24 protein-coding genes are annotated in these 21,715 nt (G+C 45.8%); 8 read left to right on the forward strand and 16 right to left on the reverse strand.

The window, feature by feature from the left end; all coding sequences use genetic code 11:
• Positions 1-9: 9 nt before the first annotated feature.
• The 8 genes from AC5ZC7_RS29820 to AC5ZC7_RS29855 form a co-directional block, all read right to left on the reverse strand.
• Complete coding sequence (locus AC5ZC7_RS29820) at positions 10-1,080, reverse strand: cbb3-type cytochrome c oxidase N-terminal domain-containing protein (RefSeq protein WP_496161057.1); 1,071 nt, start codon at positions 1,078-1,080, stop codon at positions 10-12.
• 10 nt (positions 1,081-1,090) lie between these two features.
• On the reverse strand, positions 1,091-1,270 hold the full coding sequence (locus AC5ZC7_RS29825) for a CcoQ/FixQ family Cbb3-type cytochrome c oxidase assembly chaperone (protein ID WP_496161058.1): 180 nt from the start codon (positions 1,268-1,270) through the stop codon (positions 1,091-1,093).
• Between the two features lie 10 nt (positions 1,271-1,280).
• Positions 1,281-3,425: a cytochrome-c oxidase, cbb3-type subunit I gene (gene ccoN / locus AC5ZC7_RS29830; RefSeq protein ID WP_496161059.1), complete on the reverse strand. Its 2,145-nt coding sequence runs from the start codon at positions 3,423-3,425 to the stop codon at positions 1,281-1,283.
• 30 nt (positions 3,426-3,455) lie between these two features.
• Positions 3,456-3,614, reverse strand: a complete 159-nt coding sequence (gene ccoS, locus AC5ZC7_RS29835) for a cbb3-type cytochrome oxidase assembly protein CcoS (RefSeq protein WP_496161060.1) — start codon at positions 3,612-3,614, stop codon at positions 3,456-3,458.
• Positions 3,615-3,621: 7 nt separating this feature from the next.
• Positions 3,622-3,912 carry a cupin domain-containing protein gene (locus AC5ZC7_RS29840; RefSeq protein WP_496161061.1) on the reverse strand — a complete coding sequence of 97 codons (291 nt, stop codon included), beginning with the start codon at positions 3,910-3,912 and terminating at the stop codon, positions 3,622-3,624.
• Between the two features lie 192 nt (positions 3,913-4,104).
• A complete protein-coding gene (locus AC5ZC7_RS29845; RefSeq protein WP_496161062.1) occupies positions 4,105-6,543 on the reverse strand; it encodes a heavy metal translocating P-type ATPase metal-binding domain-containing protein in 2,439 nt (812 codons plus the stop codon).
• The gene (locus AC5ZC7_RS29850; RefSeq protein WP_496161063.1) at positions 6,543-7,094 is read right to left on the reverse strand and encodes a hypothetical protein; all 552 of its coding nucleotides are present in this window, start codon (positions 7,092-7,094) and stop codon (positions 6,543-6,545) included. Before AC5ZC7_RS29850 ends, AC5ZC7_RS29845 begins: the two co-directional genes overlap by 1 nt.
• Positions 7,095-7,228: 134 nt before the next feature.
• On the reverse strand, positions 7,229-7,939 hold the full coding sequence (locus AC5ZC7_RS29855) for a cyclic nucleotide-binding domain-containing protein (RefSeq protein ID WP_496161064.1): 711 nt from the start codon (positions 7,937-7,939) through the stop codon (positions 7,229-7,231).
• Between the two features lie 92 nt (positions 7,940-8,031).
• On the opposite strand from AC5ZC7_RS29855, the gene AC5ZC7_RS29860 reads away from it, so the two are divergent.
• The 7 genes from AC5ZC7_RS29860 to AC5ZC7_RS29890 all read left to right on the forward strand — a co-directional run bounded on the left by AC5ZC7_RS29860 (position 8,032) and on the right by AC5ZC7_RS29890 (position 13,962).
• On the forward strand, positions 8,032-8,580 hold the full coding sequence (locus tag AC5ZC7_RS29860; RefSeq protein WP_511911291.1) for a pseudouridine synthase: 549 nt from the start codon (positions 8,032-8,034) through the stop codon (positions 8,578-8,580).
• A gap of 282 nt (positions 8,581-8,862) precedes the next feature.
• On the forward strand, positions 8,863-9,738 hold the full coding sequence (locus AC5ZC7_RS29865) for a YicC/YloC family endoribonuclease (protein WP_496161066.1): 876 nt from the start codon (positions 8,863-8,865) through the stop codon (positions 9,736-9,738).
• Between the two features lie 15 nt (positions 9,739-9,753).
• Positions 9,754-10,239 (forward strand): gliding motility lipoprotein GldH, encoded by a 486-nt coding sequence (locus tag AC5ZC7_RS29870; RefSeq protein ID WP_496161067.1) that lies wholly within the window; start codon positions 9,754-9,756, stop codon positions 10,237-10,239.
• Positions 10,240-10,262: 23 nt separating this feature from the next.
• The gene (locus AC5ZC7_RS29875) at positions 10,263-11,258 is read left to right on the forward strand and encodes a sensor histidine kinase (protein WP_511911292.1); all 996 of its coding nucleotides are present in this window, start codon (positions 10,263-10,265) and stop codon (positions 11,256-11,258) included.
• A 63-nt stretch (positions 11,259-11,321) separates the two neighbouring features.
• On the forward strand, positions 11,322-12,032 hold the full coding sequence (locus AC5ZC7_RS29880; RefSeq protein WP_291915691.1) for a response regulator transcription factor: 711 nt from the start codon (positions 11,322-11,324) through the stop codon (positions 12,030-12,032).
• A gap of 250 nt (positions 12,033-12,282) precedes the next feature.
• Positions 12,283-13,092, forward strand: a complete 810-nt coding sequence (locus tag AC5ZC7_RS29885; RefSeq protein WP_496161069.1) for a histidine kinase — start codon at positions 12,283-12,285, stop codon at positions 13,090-13,092.
• Between the two features lie 123 nt (positions 13,093-13,215).
• On the forward strand, positions 13,216-13,962 hold the full coding sequence (locus AC5ZC7_RS29890; protein WP_496161070.1) for a response regulator: 747 nt from the start codon (positions 13,216-13,218) through the stop codon (positions 13,960-13,962).
• Here AC5ZC7_RS29890 and AC5ZC7_RS29895 read toward each other — a convergent pair.
• The 3 genes from AC5ZC7_RS29895 to AC5ZC7_RS29905 form a co-directional block, all read right to left on the reverse strand.
• Complete coding sequence (locus tag AC5ZC7_RS29895) at positions 13,957-14,739, reverse strand: tetratricopeptide repeat protein (RefSeq protein WP_496161071.1); 783 nt, start codon at positions 14,737-14,739, stop codon at positions 13,957-13,959. The two genes, AC5ZC7_RS29890 and AC5ZC7_RS29895, sit on opposite strands and share 6 nt — an antisense overlap.
• Positions 14,740-14,759: 20 nt before the next feature.
• The gene (locus AC5ZC7_RS29900) at positions 14,760-16,703 is read right to left on the reverse strand and encodes a BatD family protein (RefSeq protein WP_496161072.1); all 1,944 of its coding nucleotides are present in this window, start codon (positions 16,701-16,703) and stop codon (positions 14,760-14,762) included.
• A 157-nt stretch (positions 16,704-16,860) separates the two neighbouring features.
• Positions 16,861-17,562, reverse strand: coding sequence for an SDR family NAD(P)-dependent oxidoreductase (locus tag AC5ZC7_RS29905; protein WP_496161073.1), 702 nt, complete (start codon positions 17,560-17,562; stop codon positions 16,861-16,863).
• Between the two features lie 97 nt (positions 17,563-17,659).
• Here AC5ZC7_RS29905 and AC5ZC7_RS29910 point away from each other — a divergent pair, with 97 nt between their 5' ends.
• Positions 17,660-18,355 carry a YjjG family noncanonical pyrimidine nucleotidase gene (locus AC5ZC7_RS29910; RefSeq protein ID WP_496161074.1) on the forward strand — a complete coding sequence of 232 codons (696 nt, stop codon included), beginning with the start codon at positions 17,660-17,662 and terminating at the stop codon, positions 18,353-18,355.
• A gap of 127 nt (positions 18,356-18,482) precedes the next feature.
• On the opposite strand, the gene AC5ZC7_RS29915 is transcribed toward AC5ZC7_RS29910, so the two are convergent.
• The 5 genes from AC5ZC7_RS29915 to AC5ZC7_RS29935 form a co-directional block, all read right to left on the reverse strand.
• On the reverse strand, positions 18,483-18,701 hold the full coding sequence (locus AC5ZC7_RS29915) for a hypothetical protein (RefSeq protein ID WP_496161075.1): 219 nt from the start codon (positions 18,699-18,701) through the stop codon (positions 18,483-18,485).
• A gap of 28 nt (positions 18,702-18,729) precedes the next feature.
• A complete protein-coding gene (locus AC5ZC7_RS29920; RefSeq protein WP_496161076.1) occupies positions 18,730-19,383 on the reverse strand; it encodes a phosphatidylserine decarboxylase family protein in 654 nt (217 codons plus the stop codon).
• A gap of 86 nt (positions 19,384-19,469) precedes the next feature.
• Entirely contained in the window at positions 19,470-20,354 is an 885-nt protein-coding gene (locus AC5ZC7_RS29925; protein ID WP_496161077.1) for a phosphatidate cytidylyltransferase, read from the reverse strand.
• Positions 20,355-20,457: 103 nt separating this feature from the next.
• The gene (locus AC5ZC7_RS29930) at positions 20,458-20,703 is read right to left on the reverse strand and encodes a putative signal transducing protein (protein WP_496161078.1); all 246 of its coding nucleotides are present in this window, start codon (positions 20,701-20,703) and stop codon (positions 20,458-20,460) included.
• A gap of 27 nt (positions 20,704-20,730) precedes the next feature.
• Positions 20,731-21,678 (reverse strand): CPBP family glutamic-type intramembrane protease, encoded by a 948-nt coding sequence (locus AC5ZC7_RS29935; RefSeq protein WP_496161079.1) that lies wholly within the window; start codon positions 21,676-21,678, stop codon positions 20,731-20,733.
• Positions 21,679-21,715: the final 37 nt, after the last annotated feature.

The following is a 21,715-nucleotide window of genomic DNA, read 5'->3' on the forward strand; positions in this document are numbered from 1 at the left end:
GCTTGTCAGTTATTCTTTCTGTCCCTGTGCTTCTTTGGGATTAGGCGGATTGCTGCCATGGATCGATTTAATAAAACTCGCCAGCTGCGCCAGTTGCTTGGGCGAAAAGTCTTCCTGCCAGGATTTCATTCCTTTATCCGCCACACCATATTTAATGGTTTTAAATACCTCATTGATTTTGCCCCCGTGCAGCCAGTAATCGTCTGTTAAATTAGGTCCTACCACCCCTTGCCCCTGTGGCCCGTGACAGGGCGCACAGCTGGAAACAAACATCTTTTGGCCGGCCGCAATATCATTGGCGTCCGTAAGCAGAACCACATTGTTTTCATCAATATTATTAGCAGCTTTTTTCAGGTATTCTTCTTTGGCAATAGCGGCTTTTTCTTCCGCAGCAGCCAGCTCTTCCAGCTGGCTGGGGGCTGAATGCGAGATTTCTGTACGCCAGAAGTATACTACGCCAAAGCATACCGTGAAAATGAATCCCCATTTCCACCAGGGAGGTGTTGGATTATTTAATTCATGGATGCCGTCAAAGTCGTGGCCCATGTCTTCATCTGCTTCTGCAGCGGCATCTACGGTTTTGGTATTGTTTAATTTTTCAAACCAGGAGACTTTAGGTTTACCGGGAACCGGTACTTTAGCCGGCTTGCGTTTCCGTTTGATACCTGCCAGGAAACGTAGCACAAACAGCAGGCTGATGATCACCCCTACTTCTACGATGATGACAGATACCATTAGGTAAAAAGAGGTAGATGATAAACGGGTGAAATATGGGTTGGCTTCCGTCGTAATCACGGATGTTGCAAACGTTGACTGACTAAAGAGTGTTAGTGAAATAACGCCGATGGTGATCAAAGCTTTGCCCGCATCTTTTTTCATCTTCTCCCTAAAAATATCCATGGCTCCTAATACGGCATTACCAAGAATTATAATGGCCAGTAATAGTCCGCCTATGACGGTTAGCAGCAACAGGGCTACCGGATCATATAGTTCTGACGGGGCATTGGCGCCGCTATCTGCAACGGCCGGCAGGGTGCCTAATAAACAGCCGGCGAGTAGCTGTACAAATCGTTTATTCATACATTTTCTTTTACAGAGAATTAGTCTCATCATTGTCTAAAGGAATTCGGCTGATCCGATCCACCATTTTTTTATCTGCTTTAAAAGCCCATAGGGAAGCACCTATAAAGAAGGTAAATAACAACAGCAGCGATGCCATTGGATAAACGCTGATGCCGGCTATTGATTCCAGGTAGTTAATGAACTTCATGATGCGTTATTTAAAAGGTTGCTTTTTCGGTGTCTGGAGCCGGTTTGGGCGCCAGCTTAATATCTTTACCCATACGCTGCAGATAGGCGATCAATGCTATGATTTCACGATCTGGTTTGATAGGGAGCTTGTCTTTTTGCAGGGATGCCGCAATGTCCTGCGCTTGTTTGTCGAGGTCGGCGATGGCTTGTTTTTCATAGCCCTCTGCATAAGGTACTCCCAGCTTGCGCATTACATTGATCATTGCAGGTGTTTTGCCTTTATCTACCCGTTCTTCAAACAGCCATGGATAGGCAGGCATGATAGAACCGGGCGACATAGACGTAGGATCCAGCATGTGGTTGAAGTGCCAGGAATCAGGATATTTACCGCCTATGCGCGCCAGATCCGGACCGGTACGTTTAGATCCCCATTGGAAAGGATGATCATATACAAACTCACCGGCTTTGGAGTATTCGCCATAACGGGCCACTTCATCGCGGAAAGGACGTATCATTTGAGAGTGGCAGGTATAACAACCTTCTCTCAGGTAGATATCACGGCCATGTAGTTCCAGTGGTGTATATGGTTTCACGCTGCTGATAGTAGGTATATTGCTGCGTATCAGGAAGGTGGGCATCATTTCCAGTAAACCGCCAATGGCTACTACTACCAGGCTAAATGCTACCAGCTGCAGCGGACGACGTTCTATCCAGTTATGCCAGTGTGCTTTACCATGTGTAGGAATTACTTTTGGTAAAGGCGCTGCTTCTGCGGCTTCATTCGCTACAAAAGAGCCACGGCGAATGGTTTTGGTCAGGTTTACAATCATCAGTACCAGACCGCTGAGGTATAACACTCCTCCTACTGCACGCAACGCATACATAGGAACGATGGTAGTCACGGTTTCCAGGAACTGGTATTTCAGTTGTCCTTCTTCCGTAAACTGTTTCCACATCATACTTTGTGTAAAGGCAGCCCAGTAGAGCGGAATTACATAGAAGATAATACCGAGGGTACCAATCCAGAAGTGGGTATTGGCCCATTTGCGGGAATACAGTTGTGTGTCAAATATGCGTGGAATCAGCCAGTAGAGAATACCAAAGGTCAGGAAGCCATTCCAGCCCAGGGCGCCAACGTGTACGTGGGCAATGGTCCAGTCGGTATAGTGACTGATGGCGTTTACATTTTTCAGCGATAACATGGGTCCTTCGAAAGTGGCCATACCATAGCAGGTAAGCGCTACTACAAAGAATTTAAGAATTGCATCTTCTCTTACCCGGTCCCAGGCGCCGCGAAGTGTGAGTAAACCATTGAGCATACCTCCCCAGGATGGGGCGATGAGCATGATGCTGAAGGCGGTACCCAATGACTGCGCCCATTCAGGCAATGCAGTATACAGCAGGTGGTGCGGGCCCGCCCAGATGTAAATAAAGATCAATGACCAGAAGTGAATAATAGACCAGCGGTAAGAATATACCGGCCGGTTAGCCGCTTTTGGAACGAAGTAATACATCAGGCCCAGGTAAGGCGTGGTGAGGAAGAAGGCCACCGCATTGTGTCCATACCACCATTGTACCAGCGCATCCTGTACGCCCGCATACCAGCTGTAACTTTTGAACAGGGATAAAGGGAATTCGAAAGAGTTAATAATATGTAACATCGCAATGGCTACCCAGGTGCCGATATAGAACCAGATGGCCACATATAAATGCGATTCGCGTCTGCGTAAAATAGTACCCAGCATATTGGCGCCAAACACGAGCCAGATGAGTGTAATGGCGATATCAAAAGGCCATTCCAGTTCTGCATATTCTTTACCGGTGGTGTAGCCGAGGAATAAGGTAATGGCGCCGCCTGCGATGATGGACTGCCATCCCCAGAAATGTATTTTGCTGAGCAGGTCGCTGAACATACGCGCCTTGCACAGCCGTTGTAATGAATAATAGACGCCCATGAATATACCATTACCCACAAAGGCAAAGATCACAGCATTGGTATGTACGGGTCTGAGTCTGCCAAAGGTGATAGGGGCAAATCCCATATTCAGACCAGGGATTACCAGCTCCAGGGCGGCCCACAGACCAGCCAGCATGCCTATTAAACCCCAGAATACACAGGCGTAGGCAAACCATTTTACCGTGCGGTTGTCGTAATAAAATTTTTCGAGTGACATAGTGGTATTTAAAGGTGTTGATAAATGCGTTTATTCGTTTACGTTATCTTTCTTTTCATCAAAAAGAATCCGGTGTGCCGGCGAGAAATCATCTTCGAATTGCCCGGTTTTTACCGACCAGATAAAGGCCGCCAGAAACCCCATTGCTACCAGTAAACTGACTCCTAATAAAATGATGATAACGCCCATGGTTATATTATTTAATGAGAATAAAACGAGTGGTTTCTAACGCCTGTAAAGCATGTATTTCATTGGCAAGGAAAGAGAATACATCTCCGGCTTCCAGGATGGTTACTTCTTCATTCAGCATAAAGGCCACTTTCCCTTCGAGTATTAATATCATCGCATTTTGCGGTGATGTATGTGGTGGAATCTGATGCCCCTGCTGCATAATGAGCAGCGTGGCATCAAAGCGATTGGTTTTCAGAATAGCACAGCTCTTCACTCTTTCATTTCCCGCTACCTGCATTACGTTCATCCCTTTCATTTATAATTTGTTGTGAGGTAATACAATGCTGCATTCCCGGCATGCCTCACCCGCTGCGTGTAAACAGCCTTTTTGGTGACTGTTTACACGCTCATTTCATGCGAGCTAATTGAGGTTTGCTTAGATTATACTATGTATGTTTCGTGTAGTAACAAAGGTAATTCGCACTGCCGGCCACTACTATGACTTTACTCAACCAGAAATATGATTTTTATCATCCATTTGCCGCAATGCCCTGGTGTTAAGCTTTTGGCCCTGCCATTCGCTACATGCCCAGGTGATCAGTATGATACTGATAGAGCTGGCTGGCATTAATATAGCCGCAACTAACGGAGATAGCATTCCCTGTACTGCAAAATATAAACCGGTAATATTATAACCGAGCGATAATGCAAAACTTATGAGAATGATTCGCTTGTTCGCTTTACATAACTGTATGAAATGGAGTAATAATGGCAGCTGCTCTGCCGCCATAATACCGTCGCTGGCGGGTGTGAAATTGTTGCTGTCTTCCGTTAAGGAAATACCGATATCTGCTTGCTTCAGCGCGCCGGCATCGTTGAGACCATCGCCAATCATCATCACCTTATTACCTTGTTGTTGCAGGGAAATAACATAGGCCAGCTTATCGGCCGGTTGTTGCCCAAAACGTAATATGGTATTACCTCCCATGAGTTTGCGTAATTGAGGGGCAGTATGATTATTATCTCCGGAAAGTACAGACAACGGATACTTTGTTTGCAGCTGGGACATCAATTGCCGTAACCCGTTACGATAGGCATTTTTAATAGTAAATAGCCCCGTTAGTTTTTCATTGATAGATACATAGACCACACTGCCTTCGGACTCATTTTTTTTATGAGCACCGGCGAATTCTGCACTACCCATGCGAATGAAAAACCCGTTTACCCAACCACATACACCTTTGCCCGTAAAGTGTTGGAAATCATCTACGTTGCTGGTGGCCGGATTACCACAGTATTGTACAACTGCTTTACTCAGAGGGTGCGTAGAATGTTGGGCTAACGCAGCGATGAGCCTTTCCTGTTCCGGTGTTAACCGGGTACCATAATACATTACCGTACTACCTGTTTTGCTGGTGAGCGTACCTGTTTTATCAAAGATGATATGTGTGGTGCCAGCCATGTTTTCAATGGCCTGGGCATTGCGCAGGTATAGCTTTTGCCGACTAAGAATGCGTAGTATATGTCCGTTGGTAAAAGAAGATGCCAGTAGCAGTGCACAAGGGCATGCAATGATCAGGATGGCAGTAACGGCGGGCCATATACGCGCCGGCTCGTGAATAACCCAATAACCTGCCGTGATAGCGGCGATGGCTAATACTATCCACGTAAAGTAGCGACTTAATAAATGAACAAATGACACGGGTTCAACAGCTTTTTGCTTCAGCTCATCCCGGTTCCACAAGCTCGTCAGATAGCTCTGTGCAACTTCTTTGATGGTCAGTATTTCGAGATTGCCTTCCAGCTGTCGCCCGCCGGCATAAATAATTTCGCCGATGGCTTTGCTGACAGGGGCCGATTCTCCGGTAACAAAGCTATAATCGATCAGGGCTTTTCCCCGTACAATGATGCCATCGGCGGGTATCAGCTCATTGTTATGAATGCGGATGGTGTCGCCAGTTTTGATGGAAGGTAAAGTGGTGGGAATTTCCAGATCGTCTTTAATAACGCTGACGGCTATAGGAAAATAGGCGGTATAATCTCTGTCGAATGAAAGCCCCTGGTAAGTTTTGTCTTGCAAAACCCTTCCTATGAGCATAAAGAAAACGATGCCTGTCATGGAATCAAAGTAACCGGCGTTTCCCTGTAATACTTCCACGAGGCTGCGGGCAAAAGTAACCAGGATGGCCAGTACAATAGGCACATCTATATTCAGGAAGCCATGTTTTAAGCCACTCCAGGCGGACTTATAAAAAGCTTGTGCACTATAAAAGAGCACGGGTAGCGCCAGTGCCAGATTCATGTAGCGGAAGAGGCTGTTAAAGGTAGCATCCAGTCCGCCGGCGCTGGCAAAGTAATCCGGGAAGCTCAGTAGCATAATATTGCCAAAACAGAAGCCCGCCACGCCCAATTGATACACCAGTGTACGATTGGCGCCGGGCTTTTTATGTTGCAGATCCTGTAAACTGATATATGGTTCATATCCAATAGCGGTCAGTATTTCCGCTACTTTCCGCAAGGAGGTGGATGGATGGGAGAAAATGATCAGTACTTCTTTCTTACTAAAGTTAACGGTTACACGTTGTACGCCTGCTTCCAGTTTATGTAAATTTTCCAGCAGCCATAAGCACGAGCTACAGTGGATTTGCGGGATATAGAAGTTCACATGGGTCTGTGTATCGTCTTTGTAAACATATAATTGTTGTGCAATTTTTTCATCATCCAGAAAGGCAAATTTATCGCTTCGCGCTGTGATACGTTGACTAACACCGGGTTTGTTATTGAGGTCGTAGTATTCGCAGAGGTTGTGCTGGTGCAGTATTTCATACACGGTTTTACATCCCTGGCAGCAGAATACTTTTTCCTGTAGTGTAATGTCTGTATCGGAGCAGTCTTCCCCGCAATGGTAGCAGGTAATAGACGTTTGTGTATGCGAAGAGGTAGCCATTAGTCTATAATTACGTTTTTAATATTTTGTTGGGAGATGACCATCGTATGTCCTGGAATAGCGGTCGGGTAAAGAATGTTTTGTGCCACGTATATCCATTGCTGTATGAGCTGTTCGCAGACGAAAATGTCGCTCACACAAAGTTTGTATGCGGTGCTCCATTGCGCCTGTACCTGGTAGTTGGTGGATATTTGCCGGAGTTTGGACAGCAGCAGTAATATTTTTTGGAACGACTGCTGTATACTATCATAGGCAGCTGGCCGGATACTTTTTTTATGATGGTTGAGTGCCGACATATTCCGGATTACCGGAAACAGCACGGTGGTTTCTTTACGGATGAGTTGTGTGGTTTCTGTTTGCATTTTACCGAATAGCAATTGCTGTAAATCGGCCGTAGAAGGGACACTGTGGTCCTCCTGTCTCTCCAGGTGGAAATAAGTCATTACCTGGTCTGCCAGGTGGGTGATAGGAAAATGGAATTTATTGGCAATTACATTGCACAGGTTTCCGGGTGTTAGTTCATGAAAGTTGATGATAGAATAGGCGAACATAAAGCGGATGTTTTACAGATACAAAAGTATCGGTAGCCGCGAGGGGGTGCAATGACATGTGTCAAGGGAGAATATGATATTTATCACATTTTGCTGTGGGGTAGCACTTAGGGGGAGCAGGTGGAATGGTCTGTTTAGTCCTGCAGGTTGGCGGTCCTGATAATTTCAGCGAGGTTGAGCATGCGGATTTTTTTGCCTTCGAGTTCTATCATGCCGTCTTTCTTAAATTCGGAAAGCAGGCGGATGGCGGATTCGGTGGCGGTGCCTACGAGGTTGGCGATTTCTTCGCGGGAGAGGCGAACGCCGAGTGTTTGGCCATCAGCTTCAAGGCCATAGGTTTCCCTGATGAAGAGCAATGTTTCTGCGAGTCGTTCTCTCACCGGCTTTTGGGCCAGGTGGGTGATTTTCAGTTCTGCTTTGCGTAATTCGCTGGATAAGATGCGCATCATTTCAAAGGAAAGGGAGGCATCTTTCTGTAGAATGCTGAGAAACAAGTCTTTAGGAACGAAGCAGATAGAAGAATCTTCCAGGGCGGTAGCGGTGGCGGTATATCGTTCATTACTCAGCAATGCTTTGTAACCCATAATATCGCCGGCTTTGATGAGGCGTACAATTTGTTCGCGGCCGTCGTCTCCGCTGTGGGAGAGTTTGATTTTGCCATCGTTGATGCAATAAACGCCGAAGGGATAAGCTCCTTCATGGAAGATGACCTGTCCTTTTTTGTAGACAGAGCATACCTTTGCCTCTGAAATTTGCTCCAGATTGCAAAGTTCCGCCTTGCAGAATATTGATGAAAAACGATCCTTACAGTGTTGGCACGAAGGATTGTGGAACGATGTAGCCATAATCAATTTGCAAAAGTACTAATTTACAGCTCCTTAACCAAAGCAAAGAATTCGTGGCGCTTAATTATTATATTATATATAAACCATATGAGGTGCTGACACGCTTTACCCCGGAAGGGAATAAAGCCTGTTTGGCAGATTATTTCAAAGTGCCTTCAGATGTGTACCCGGTAGGCCGACTGGATTACGACAGTGAAGGCCTGCTCATCCTTACCAACGATAAAGCGCTCAACCAACGACTGTTATTGCCCACCCATGCGCACGAAAGGGAGTACTGGGTCCAGGTAGATGGAGCCGTTACGCCGGAAGCTATACAGCAATTACAGGCAGGGGTACAGATTAATGTAGATGGAAAGTTATATCGCACCAAACGCTGTAAAGCGGCCATTTTCACAGAAGAGCCGCTATTGCCGCCCCGCAATCCTCCTATCCGTTTCCGCAAAAGCATCCCCGCCCCCTGGATCCGGATGGTGCTAACGGAAGGCAAGAACCGCCAGGTAAGACGGATGACTGCCGCCGTAGGATTCCCTACGTTGAGGCTTGTCCGTTACCGCATGGAAGATATCACCATTGCCGGCATGAACGCCGGAGATATCCTCCAGGTAAGCAGAGAGGAGATCTATAGAAGGCTCAAAGCATAAAGCATAAAGCCCAAAGCAAAAAGCTATTGAAGCGGATTTTGTCTTTGTACAGGATTAGACTGATTATGCTGATTTTTTATATTTGATTTTCAGGATAAAGAAAGATGGGAGATGAAAGCTGGTATCCGCTTTCGCCTCCTATCTTCTTTTTAAATCTTTAAAATATAATCAGTCTAATCAGTCTAATCCTGTACAAAGACAAAATCCGCTTTCATAGCTTTTTGCTTTCCCCTTTCCGCTTTCAGCTTTTTTAACTAGGTTTGTCACCTACAAATTTCTATTATGCTGAAATCAATGACCGGCTTCGGAAGGGCAGAAAGCACAAAAGGCGAAACTAGTATCGTAGTGGAGATCAAATCGCTGAATGGTAAGCAGTTTGAAGTGAATCTGAAGTTTTCCCCTTTGTTGAAACCCTATGAATTCGACATCCGCACCCTGATGCAACAAACCTTGCAACGCGGTACCCTGGATGCAACGATTAATATCCGTCAGAATGGCGCTACCCGACCGGTTGTGATTAATACTGATCTCGCAAAATATTATCACCAGTCTATTACTACGCTGGCAGATCAACTCAATTTGCCGCAGGGCGATATGCTCAATGTGCTGATGAAATTACCAGAAGTGGTAAGTCCGGCTACAGAGCAAATGACAGAGGAAGAATGGAAAGATGTGGAAGGTACGCTGCGCCTCGCATTGACAGACCTGGACACCCATCGTATTGATGAAGGTCAGATGCTGGAAGCCGATCTGCAGCAGCGTATTGAAAACATAGATGCTTCTATGCAGAAGGTACGTGAACTGGATCCGTTGCGCAAAGACCGTATCCGTCAACGCCTGGAAGGCCTGCTGGCAGAACATGTGGGTAAGGAAAATGTAGACAGTAACCGCCTGGAACAAGAGCTCATTTTCTACCTGGAAAAACTCGATATCTCAGAAGAATTGTCCCGCCTGGAAAATCACCTGCGCTATTTCATGGAAATACTGAAAGATGCAGATGCTGCCAAAGGCAAGAAACTGGGATTTGTATTGCAGGAAATTGGTCGTGAAATAAATACAACCGGCTCTAAAGCCAATGATGCCGGTATACAACAATGGGTGGTATTGATGAAGGATGAACTGGAAAAAGCCAAAGAACAAGTTTTAAACGTTTTATAGTAAGGCGAATACCATATGAACAGACTATTTCTGGCCACAGCAGGGTTGTTATTATTGGCTGCAGCCTGCAAGCCGCCTAAATTAGACACTTATGAGAAGAACCTGGAAATTCCGGGGCATGAGTGGTCCTATGATTATAAACCGTCTTTTGAAGTAAAAATAACACCGGACGACACCGCGAACCTGTACAATATTTACGTCAATATCCGGCATACCGACGCTTACCCTTACAGTAATATCTGGTTGGTAGTAGGCACACAAACGCCGGGTGATAGTGCGGTGAAAGAGCAGCGTGTAGAGCTGCCTCTCGCCGATGCAACAGGGAAATGGGCGGGCTCCGGTCTGGATGATATTTATGAACACCGGGTTTTCATACAACAGCGCGCCATTCTCAATAAACCAGGTATCTACAAGTTTACCTTTGAACAGAATATGCGGCAAAATCCGCTACCCCATGTGATGAATGTTGGCTTGCGGGTTGAGAAGGCCGGCACGAGGTAATGATGAAAAAGATTTTCAATAAAATGCAGGAGGGCAAATCGGTTTCCCTCGTATATTTTTTAGTACTGGCATATACCATCGCGGCCCTGGTGTGGTGGGGGATCCTGCTGTTCCGGCAAAGTGAACAGATCAGCGGCTTTGAACGACAAAACCTTTATTTACGCGTAGATAGCCTTGCCCAGCCAATTGAACATCAGCTGGAATTACAGCGGATTAACAAGGAAGAGCATATGCGTTCTTTCAAATACCTGGGCGAAGGCGTTATTTTTCTCGGAATCATCTTACTCGGCGCACTCTTTGTGTATAGGGCGGTGTGGAAATATATGAAGCTCAGCCGGCAGCAACAGAATTTTATGATGGCCGTAACGCATGAACTGAAATCGCCCATTGCCGCCGCTAAGCTTAACCTCGAAACCATCCGGAAACACCGGCTGGACGAAGAAAAGCAACTGAAGCTCATTAATAATACTATTCGTGAAACCAATCGCCTGGACCAGCTCTGTAATAATATCCTGCTGGCCGCGCAACTGGAAACACATAAATATCAGCTGTACAAAGAACCACTTGATTTTTCAGCATTGGTAGCTGGCAGCATCAAAGACCTGGACGGCCGCATAGGTACCCACCAGATACAAGCCCAGATCTTACCGGATGTATGGCTCGATGGAGACAAACTAACGTTACAGATTATACTGAGTAACCTGGTGGAAAATGCCGCTAAATATGCGCCTAAGAATACCACCATCATTGTGAAACTCTTTGAAAGTGGCAGCGACCTGAAGTTGCAGGTCATCGATGAAGGACCAGGGATACCGGAAGAAGAAAAAGCAAGAATCTTCCTGAAATTTTATCGGGTAGGAAATGAAAACACCCGCAAAGCCAAAGGCTCAGGCCTCGGCCTGTTCCTCACCGCCAAGATCGTGGAACAACATGGGGGCAATATCATTGTGAAGGATAATATACCTGCCGGCAGCTGCTTTGAAATAACCTTGCCTGAATATTCCGTGCAAACGGCGTAAATTAGATAACGAATTGAGGGATACCAGAGAATCCGGATTCGACGTAACATCAAACAATAACACATGAAGGAAGCGACAAAGGCATCAATACTGCTGGTGGAGGATGAAGAGAATCTTCAGGAAGCGCTGAAGCTGAACCTGGAGCTGGAAGGATATGAGGTAACAGCAGTCGACAACGGCACAGCTGCGCTGAAAGCAGTTAAAAACGAATATTTCGATCTTATTATACTGGACATCATGTTGCCCGAAATGGATGGTATTGCGGTATGCGAAAATATCCGCATCCAAAATAACGAAATACCCATCCTGTTCCTGAGCGCTAAAAATAGCAGCGCCGATCGGGTGCTGGGGCTCAAAAAAGGCGGCGACGACTACATGACCAAGCCGTTTAACCTGGAAGAACTGCTGCTGCGCGTAGAAAAGCTCATCGTAAAAAATAAGAAAATCCAGGACAAAGACAGCGTTCCCAATGTTTATCGCTTTGGAGATAATATGATCGACTTTGCTGCACAGGAATGCGTGGGCAAAGATGGTAAGCACTATGAGCTGAGTAAAAAGGAAGCCATGCTGCTGAAATTACTGATCGAAAACAAAGGCGAAGTAGTAACCCGCGAGAAGATATTACAGGTAGTTTGGGGCTACAACGTGTACCCTACTACACGTACCATCGATAATTTTATCCTCAACTTCCGGAAGTATTTTGAAGAAGATAGCCGTAACTCCCGCTATTTCCACTCTGTAAGAGGAGTTGGATATAAATTTACGGAAGCATGAACCAGCTTTTAGCTGTTAGCCATTAGCTTTTAGCAAATGCAGCGAAGATTAAACCTATCATGATTTTCACAAAATTTGCTAAAAGCTAATGGCTAACAGCTAAAAGCTGGTTCGCCACTTTTCACCCCATTCTCCCCGTTTTCCTTTAAAAAGCTACCTCGTAGTAAATCCCACTTTCTTCCGGTGATTAATTAGCCGATATTTATTTCGCTTATATGAGAAGAAGATAATCTTCCGGTAAACCTTATACGTGGCACATTACTACATAGAAATAGTCTTTGCGGCAGAGTGGCCGTTCTGGCTGTTTTTTTTGTTAAGTCTCGTTACCCTAATCGTCTTTTTTATCCTCCGGGAAAGAAAAATCAGGAGAGCCTCAGCGAAAGAAATAACCAAACACCATGCACTGATCAACCTGGAGCTACATGCTTTCCAGGCGCAAATGGACCCGCATTTTATATTCAATAGCCTCAACGCTATTCATCACTATATTCTTACTACCAGTACAGATATGGCCTCCCTGTATCTGACCCGCTTCTCCCGCCTGATGCGGCTCATGATCGGCAATTTTAATAAAGAATGGATTTCCCTGCAGGACGAGCTGGATGCCCTCGAATTATATATACAACTCGAACAGCTACGCTTCGATGAACAATTCAGATACCAGCTGCATGTGCTACCGGAAGTAAACAAACAGTTTACCCTTATCCCTCCACTGATTATACAACCCTATGTACAATATGCCATCTGGCACCGGCTGCTGCTGCGACCCGAGAAAACCGGGGGAGAGCTGGTGATCACCATTTGTAAAGAAAAAGACCGGCTGTTTATTCAGCTGGAAGACAATGGTATCCTGATCACAGAAGTATTGGACAGCACCGGCGAGCGGCAAGCTTCGGGGATTGATATTGCGGCCGAAAGATTATATATGATGAGCGAAAAGTACCATATGCAGGCCAGTATAAAAGCCCTGCAGGTATACAATGCAGAACAACTCCCTACTGGTAACCGCCTCATTATCAGCATGCAACACGTTGGTGCCCGTCAGTCGCTGGCGGGCTGAGTCTTTAATTGGTAATATGCTGGTAATTGCTTAATTTCTACATGGATTTTTCGAATCAATGACCATACTGACAAGATCCCTACAAATCTGTAACACCGCGAAAACTCATATAATCTGACTCAAATGCGTACCATTATCGTGGACGACGAGAAACATAGTCGCGATGCATTGCAAATGATGCTGGAGAGATACTGCCCGCACGTAGAAATTCTGGCAGTTTGTAATAATGGCGTTTCTGCCGTTTCCGCTATTAACGAACTACACCCTCAACTGATTTTCCTCGATGTGGAGATGCCCGGGATGGATGGATTTGAAGTGCTGGAATCCTGCAGCTCCCACGACTTTGTGGTAATTTTTATTACCGCCTACGACCAGTATGCCCTGCAGGCTATTCACCACAGTGCGTTGGACTATCTCCTCAAACCCATTGATATCACAGAATTGAAGCAGGCCGTAGAAAAAGCCGGTCAGCAAACCCGTGCCAGCAACGGTGAAAAGGTAGCCGCATTGCTGCAATTTCTACAGGAACAACTGCATCAGCAGGAAAGACTGGCGCTGCCCACCCTTGATGGTTTGCGCATGGTATCTGCCAGAAGTATTATTTACTGTAAATCTGCCGGGAGCCAAACCAGGCTGCATTTGCAAGATCCGGAAATGTCAGTGATGGTATGCCGCACCCTCCTTGAAATGGAGGAATGGCTGTCTGATAAAGGCTTTTTCAGGGTACACAACAGCTTCCTGGTGAACCTGTCCTTTATGGATAAGTATATTAAGGGAGATGGTGGTGAAATAATTATGTGCGATGGCTTTAGTATCCCGGTATCCCGCGAAAAGAAACACGACTTCCTCCTGCGTATAGACAGGTTATAAGCGCTTGATATAGGCGCAACTGATCCAACCGTTTTTGCCGTCTGCCAGCTCTATTTTACAAAAATCTGCTGTGGCATCAGTGATGTGTACTTTCATGCCCTCTCCTACTTCAAACGCATCGCGGCTGTTTTCATCGGGCGATGTTTTGGCTTTGATATTACTGTTCATCACAATACCGGATTGGTGATTGTTAGCCGAAAGGTAGGTATCCACTGCCATGAGCAGGTACAGCGCGAATAGAGCGCCCAGTGCGTAGGTACCCCAGCGCAGGAATTTATTTTTCCATCCGGGAAGCCAGGCATTGAGTATGATGCCAGCTATCAGCAGCCACCAGAGCAATACGGTGCCTATTGCCCATCCATTGGCTTTATGGAGATGTTGTAATTGTAGCCACCACTGTTGGAAAAACACCAACGGTAATTCTTCTACAAAACCATTTACTTTCTGGTTGGCAATCGCGAGATTATGTTTTACGGCAGCATCATTGGGTGATAGCTGCAATGCTTTTTCATAGTTGTATATCGCCTTTCCGTTCTTGCCCGCTTTGTACCAGGCATTACCGGCATTGAAGTATAATTCTTTTTGTGCGTGTCCTTCGTCCAGCAATTGCTGATAAGTTCTGGCGGCCTCGGTGTATTTACTCTGGCTGAAAAGCAGGTTTGCCTGCTCAAAGCGTTGTTGCTGGTTGCTTTGAGGCACTTGTGCCTGGCTAACAATGGTGGTCAGCAGCCAGGCTATTGCTAAAAAGAGTCGTTTAATATGTGGGTAGTTCCGCATCTTCGCCGTTCATTAAGTAGTTAGTTCTTCAATGCTCCTTCCAGGTTACTGATAATGGTCACCGCCTGTTCGTAGGTTCCCTGCATTTTGCGGTTGTCCTGACCAGGTGCATAGAGGGCCACTTCACAGTTGTCTATCAGGTTAAACAGATCGTGGGTATTGCTACCGTTGATGCTACGGGCGCTTAATTTATCCTGTACCAGTTGTTTACTCAGATCGGCCATTGGTATTTTCAGTTTGGAACTGAGGTATCCCCAAACGGCGCGGGAAGTTTCTTCGTAAAACGCTTTGTCCTTTCCTTCTTTCAGGTAACGGGCAGCCAGCTCCAGTCTTTTCAACGCTACCTTGTTGGCGTAGCGGTGTTTGAGCATGGCAGCATTTGTGGTATTGTAATCTTTTTTGCGTTTGTAGAAAATCAGGCCTGCAGCAATCAGCAAAGGCAGCAACAGCAAGATGTAGAACCACGGGCTGAGAATAAACCAGCTGTGATTTCTTGCCCAGTCGAGTATACCGGTGCTATTTTTCACCAGTTCATTTTTGCCGGTGCTGAAGTCTTGTTTATCCTGTTTAATGTGCTTGCCCTGATCAATGTGTACCGGGAATGGCTGTGAGCGCAGTGTTTTATAACTGTTGGCTACCGGGTCGAAGTAAGAAAATTCCACTGCCGGGATAGTATGATCGCCGGCTTCCTGTGGCATCAGTACATATTCAAAAGTACGGCTGCCGGAAAGAGGGTTACTGTTCTTTTCTATATCATCTGTTACTTTAGGATCGTATTTATCGAAGCCGGTAGGCACCTCTATTTTAGGAGAGTTGAGCAGGTTTACATTACCCTGACCGCTGATGGTGACTTTAAGCGTAAGGGCATCATCGGTAGTTAATTTGTTTTTATCTACTACTGCCGTCATGTTGAATTTACCTACTGCGCCATTATAGCTCAGCGGGCGACCTTCAACAGGAACGGGTTTCACATTAATTTTGATCGGGTTGCTCTGTATTTTATACGGAACGTCCTGGTATTCGGCTTCGGGGCGGTTAAAGAAGTCGTCGAAGAACGGATCTTTAAATGCCGGATCGTTGAAGAAATCTTCAAATGGATCTTTTTGGCGGTTGCCTCCTTTTTTAGCGACTAATTTCACCAAACGCACCTGGTTATCTACTTCCACAGGGTCCAGTTCCAGGGTACCTGATTGTAGCGGGAACAGGAGTGTTTTGCGGATGGTAAATACTTTATATGGCACGCCATTGATCCTTTCTTCTGTGGCCTGTGGCGGGTTGGGTAGTTCAATGTCTTTAGCGGAAAAGCCCTTGAATGCAGGGACTTTGGTAACGCTTGAATTAGTTGGGAGACGGGTATACAGTTTATACGTAGCCGTTAGTTGTTCGCCTTCGTATAAATTGGTTTTATCTACATCTACTTTCAGGAAAATATTTTTCTTCAGTTTTTCATTGATGTCTTCTCCTTTTTTGAGGAAGCCTTCGGGAAGGTCTTCCCCGCCGCTTTGTCCACGATGTGGCGGGAGGCCGGCAGATGGAGAAGGCGATTGCTGCTGTTGTTGCGGGGCATTGCCTTTTCTTACTTCAATTAAAACCGGGTTTGATTTAACAACGTTTCCATTTACACGGGCCTGGGCGCCGGCGATGGTAAAGCTACCAACATGTTTAGGCTGTAACAGGTAGCTTAATGCAATGTATTCAGAACGTTTGCCATTGAAGATGGATTGTCCCTGCATTTGCGAAGGGCCTTGTAATACTTCAAAGTCTTTAAAATTGGGTGGTGTAAAGCTGGCCACATTCACGCCGTTTTCCAGCATAAATTGAATCTGGAAAGGTTCATCCTGCGTCACGGTGTTGTTGCTCACAGTAGTTGTAAAGCGGAACTCCTGTGCGGAGGCGCAGGCAACCAGTCCTAAACAAAACAAAATGGAGTAAATACACTTCCTTATGCAATATCTGTACATCATAACTATGTCAACAAATTTAACCAAAGCCGCGCCAGAAGCGCTGTAAGCCCCCGTTAAAAGTTAGTTAAAACATTTTAATATGTTCTTATTTAGTTATTTAGATAATTTGTGTTGGGCACGCTGTTCTAAACAACAATTTTCCAAAATAAGGAATGGATTAAATATCTCCCAGCATGGGCCTCAGGGTAATTTCCTCGATCACCGTTTGTTTGGCCAGGGTCCAGGCAGACCAGATAACTTTAGCGATGTCTTCCGCTGGCATCAGCCTGTCTGGAGCGGCTTCGAAGCCCTCCCAGGAAGCGGTAAGTGTGGGGCCGGGACTTACGGCGGTAACCCGGATATTATGAGGCATTAACTCTTTCCGCAGGTTTTTGGTGAAACCGAGCAGGGCATATTTGGTAATGCTATAGGAGCCTCCATTTGGATAAGCATTATAACTGGCGGTAGAACACATATTAAAAATATGCCCTTTACGCTCGCTGATCATAGCGGGTAATAAGGCTCTTGTGAGATGATAACCGCTGTATACATTTACTGCCATCAACTTTTCCAGCAAGCCATCTGCTTCTTCATGAAGGCTGCCAGGCACAAAGATGCCGGCATTGTTCACCAGTATATCCACAGAAGAGAAGGTGGATTTGATTTTTTCTGCGAAAGCCAATACCTGTGCCTTCTCTCCCATATCTACTACCTCCGCTAACACGGTTACTGCCGGGTTTTGTCGTTGAATATCGGCTTTGGCCTGTTCCAGGGTAGCGGCATTTCTTGCACAAATGGCCACATTAAAGCCTTCCAGCGCCAGTTTTTCTGCTATCGCCTTTCCAATGCCCTTGCTGGCGCCCGTAATTACTGCATTCATAGAGTCTGTTGATTAGTGCAGTAAAATAAGGAATTTACGGTTAACATATGGTGGCGCTTCCTACCGTCTGGGAGGTATTTTGTACCTTTGCGGCGTCATGAAGTACAAACATCTTTTCTTTGACCTGGATCACACCCTCTGGGACTTTGAAACAAATGAACAGGAAACTTTGCGGGAGCTGTACAACAGCCATGCTTTAGAGCGTAGAGGAATACCATCTTTTGAGGCATTTTCCGTTTCTTATGTGGATCACAACGAGCGTTTGTGGGATCGTTTCCGCAAAGGATTCATCACACGCCGTGAGCTGCGTGACAAGCGCTTCCGCCTTACCCTGGTTGATTTTAAGATAGGTGATGAAAAGCTGACCCAACAGATCAGTGAAGAATTTTTGCAGATATTGCCCTATAAAAAAGCACTGTTTCCGGGAGCAAAGGAAACGCTGGAATACCTGGCCGCAAAGGAGTATCCCATGCATATGATCACCAATGGGTTTGAAGAAACCCAGTTGTTGAAAATGAAAAATGCGGGAATTGACCACTACTTCACCCACATTATTACTTCAGAATTAGCAGGTAGCCTGAAACCCTACCGGGAAATTTTCGACTTTGCGATGGACAAAGCGGGAACCCATGCAGGAGAAAGCATTATGATTGGAGACGCTATGGAGCTGGATATTAAAGGGGCGCATACAGTGGGAATGGACCAGGTGTATTTTAATCCGGCCAAGCCACCAGTGGACTTTCAGCCTACTTATGTGATAGGACATTTGAAGGAGTTGCAGGAAATATTGTAGGAGCAGAAAGCGTAAAGCAGAAAGCATAAAGCTATTAAAGCGGATGACAAGCGCGAGTATTCATTTACTCATTCACTCTTGTCATCCGCTTTAATAGCTTTATGCTTTCTGCTTTACGCTTTCTGCTCTACGCCTTTGGCTTCCTGGCCGCCGCCATTCTCAGGCTGGTGGTTTTAGATGGCTGCTGGCAGCAGCTTTTACCTTTTTCGTTTGGTTTACAGGTGGCCGCGGAGCATTCTTTTTTAGCAGGTTTATCTGCTGTTTGGCTCTTGGTTTTTTCCTGGGCAAATACAACGCCAGCCAGTAAAAGGAGGGCTGCAGCGCCGGTAAAAGCTTTCTTTATCATAAAAAATGCTGTTTAGCGTCTAAAAATACTAGATTTTAGCAATAACAGAAACACCGCCTTTTACTACTTCTTCCAGTTTTACGGCTACTTCAGTGCCAATGGGGAGGTAAAGGTCTACACGGGAACCGAACTTAATAAAGCCCATTTCTTCGTTTTGTTTTACTTCCATGCCTGGTTTCAGGTAGTTTACAATTCTGCGGGCCAGCGCACCGGCTATTTGTCTTACAAGAATCGCTGTTTTGCCATTATCAATCACTACAGAATGTCTTTCGTTCTCTGTAGAGGATTTCGGATGCCAGGCCACCAGGTATTTACCAGCATGGTATTGCGACAGTTTCACCACACCACTGATAGGGTTGCGGTTTACGTGTACATTGGCCGGACTCATAAAAATAGACACCTGGAGGCGTTTATCTTTAAAGTACTCTGGTTCATACACTTCTTCAATTACCACCACTTTACCATCACAGGGAGAAATAACCAGTGAATCTCCGGCTGTATATTGTCTTGACGGAATCCGGAAGAAGGACACGATGAACAGGAAGAATGCCAGGGATATCAGAGATACGGTCCAGCAAAGGCCGGAACAATTACCGAACCAATAAAAAATGGCCCCGTTAATTAACGCCAGTACCAGGAATACAAGGGAAATGGTAGCAAATCCTTCACGATGGATCTTCATTGTTTTACTATTAAATGATTGTTTTATGTGTTAAATCGTAGTGCGAAGGTAGTTTAATTCAATTTTTTCAGCATACGAAATTATGGTTAAGCCATCATAAAGAACTGAACATAAATCCAGGCGAAGGGAGCTGCCAGGAGCAATGAGTCGAATCGATCCATGAATCCGCCATGGCCGGGCATTATATTGCCAGAGTCTTTTACGCCGGCCATTCTTTTCAGTTTGGACTCAATTAGGTCACCGATGGTGCCAAATACGGCTGCAATGAGGGCCAGGGCAATCCAATGCTGGAGGGCCAGGTAGCCGCTACCCCAGAAATGACCATAGACACCGGCGGTGGCTACTGCCAGTATCATCCCGCCAACAGTACCTTCGATCGTCTTTTTAGGTGAAATAGCCGGTGCAAAGGGAGTACGGCCAATAAGCGAGCCCACAATGTAGGCCATGGTATCATTTATCCAGATAAAAATGATCAGCAATAAAGGAATCAGCCAGCCGGGGGCGGTTCCCACATCCTGTGGCGTATAATGGATATTGATCGCATTGAGCCGGATATGTATCAGCAGCCCAAATGGAATGGTGATATACAGCAGTCCAATAGCCGAGTAGCCGATGTTCTTTAAAGAGAAGTCTTTACTCATTAACACTTCTCCCAAAGGCATTACTAGCAGGAAAATAACCGCTACCCACCAGCCAATAAGGCCTGTGGGGATATGTCCGAGCTGGAAATTGTTGCCGGTAAAAGTGAGTAGTATAGCGGCGCCGGCAATGGTTGCGCCCCATTTATGCCAGGCCGGAACGCCGGCATAATCAGGATCGATGTGGCGTATTAACTTAAAGTATTCCTGTAAGGCAAAACAGCCTATCAGGAAGAAAAGCAGGAAAAAGGTATAGTCGGCCCATAAAATGCCGCCCAGCATTACTGCCACAAACACAAGCGCAGAGGCAGTGCGGGTAAAAAAAGTCTTCATTCTGTTTAAATCTGGTAATTAAATTGGCGCCCGCAATATGGATAAAATAACCCTTTGGAGCAAAAATCTCACCGCCACGCGTACACGCGTGACATCCGGTCCCCTACTCGTCTATCTCATTGGGGTCGCCGGTGGGCAAATTGTTGTGAGAATGCACCAGACTCTTCGCTGTTTCTTCCTGGGTTTGATGAACATACAGTTCGGCCTGCCCAGGTAAAGTAACGTTGTAGGAAGAGGACTGCCTGTTCAGTAATACTGCGTCTATCCCGTTGTCCAGCAACATTCCCTTCACTATTTCTGCCTCAAAAGGCTTGTCACTTGAAAATATTTTAACCCAGTCTTTTTCCATAGTTATTGCTTTAATATCTTGGTAAGATTACAAATTTTCGTCCATTCCTATCTCATCTGCCTCATCCTTCTTCTCTTCTACCGGATCAATCATGAGCATGGGTGTTGATTTTTTGCTTAATGCCCAAAACAACCCAATGGTTACCGGAATACTCAAAGCTACATAATACCATGCTATGGGTGTGTCTTTCATTGGATCATCTGCCATCATACCATGCTGGAAAAGGTATAACATCACTACCTGCGAGCCATTATTCAGCACATGTGCCAGGATACTTAACCAGAGATTTCCACTGATAACATAGATGGCGCCCAGTCCGAAGCCCAGTGCCACCCGGGGTAAAAAGTCCATCATCTCGCCATGTACAGCACTGAAAAGAATGGAAGTAATGAATACGCCCAGCCACACTTTACGGGTGCTTTTAATGATCAGCCGCTGTAATACGCCCCGGAAAAACAACTCCTCTCCTATAGCCGGAACAATGGCCACTAATACCAGGTTCACAAATAAGTCTTTCAGAGAAGGCATACGCAGCATTACTTTCAGCAGCTTTTCGGCCATTGCCTCCATATCTTTAGCGGATTGCGACATCGGGAAATGCTGATTCCATTCGCCCAAAAGGCTGGCCAGTGGCAATACACCGTACATGGCAAGTAGGGCAATCACGATCTGAATACCAGTGGGCGCCGGTTTTAAGCCCAGGTAGCTAGCCGGATACGGCTGCCACAGATAGGCAAAAATGGCGGCTGGCACAAAGAATGCAACAACAGTATAAAAGAATTGTGTTATTTTCAGATAGCCGATGAGGTTAGGATCGCTGAAAGCACTGTTTTGAATTGCTTCCAGGCTTTGGCCAGTAATAGAAGGCGTTAGCACCTGCAATGCTGCCAGGTATACGGTAAAGAACCCAAAGAAAAAGCCCAGGAAGGTAACAAACTGCAATAAAGTGGAAGACTGCTTCAGATAACCGGTCATAAGAAAATACTGTATTAAATTTTGCGTAAATTTACAG

Source organism: Chitinophaga sp. 9-1-y (assembly GCF_059511905.2).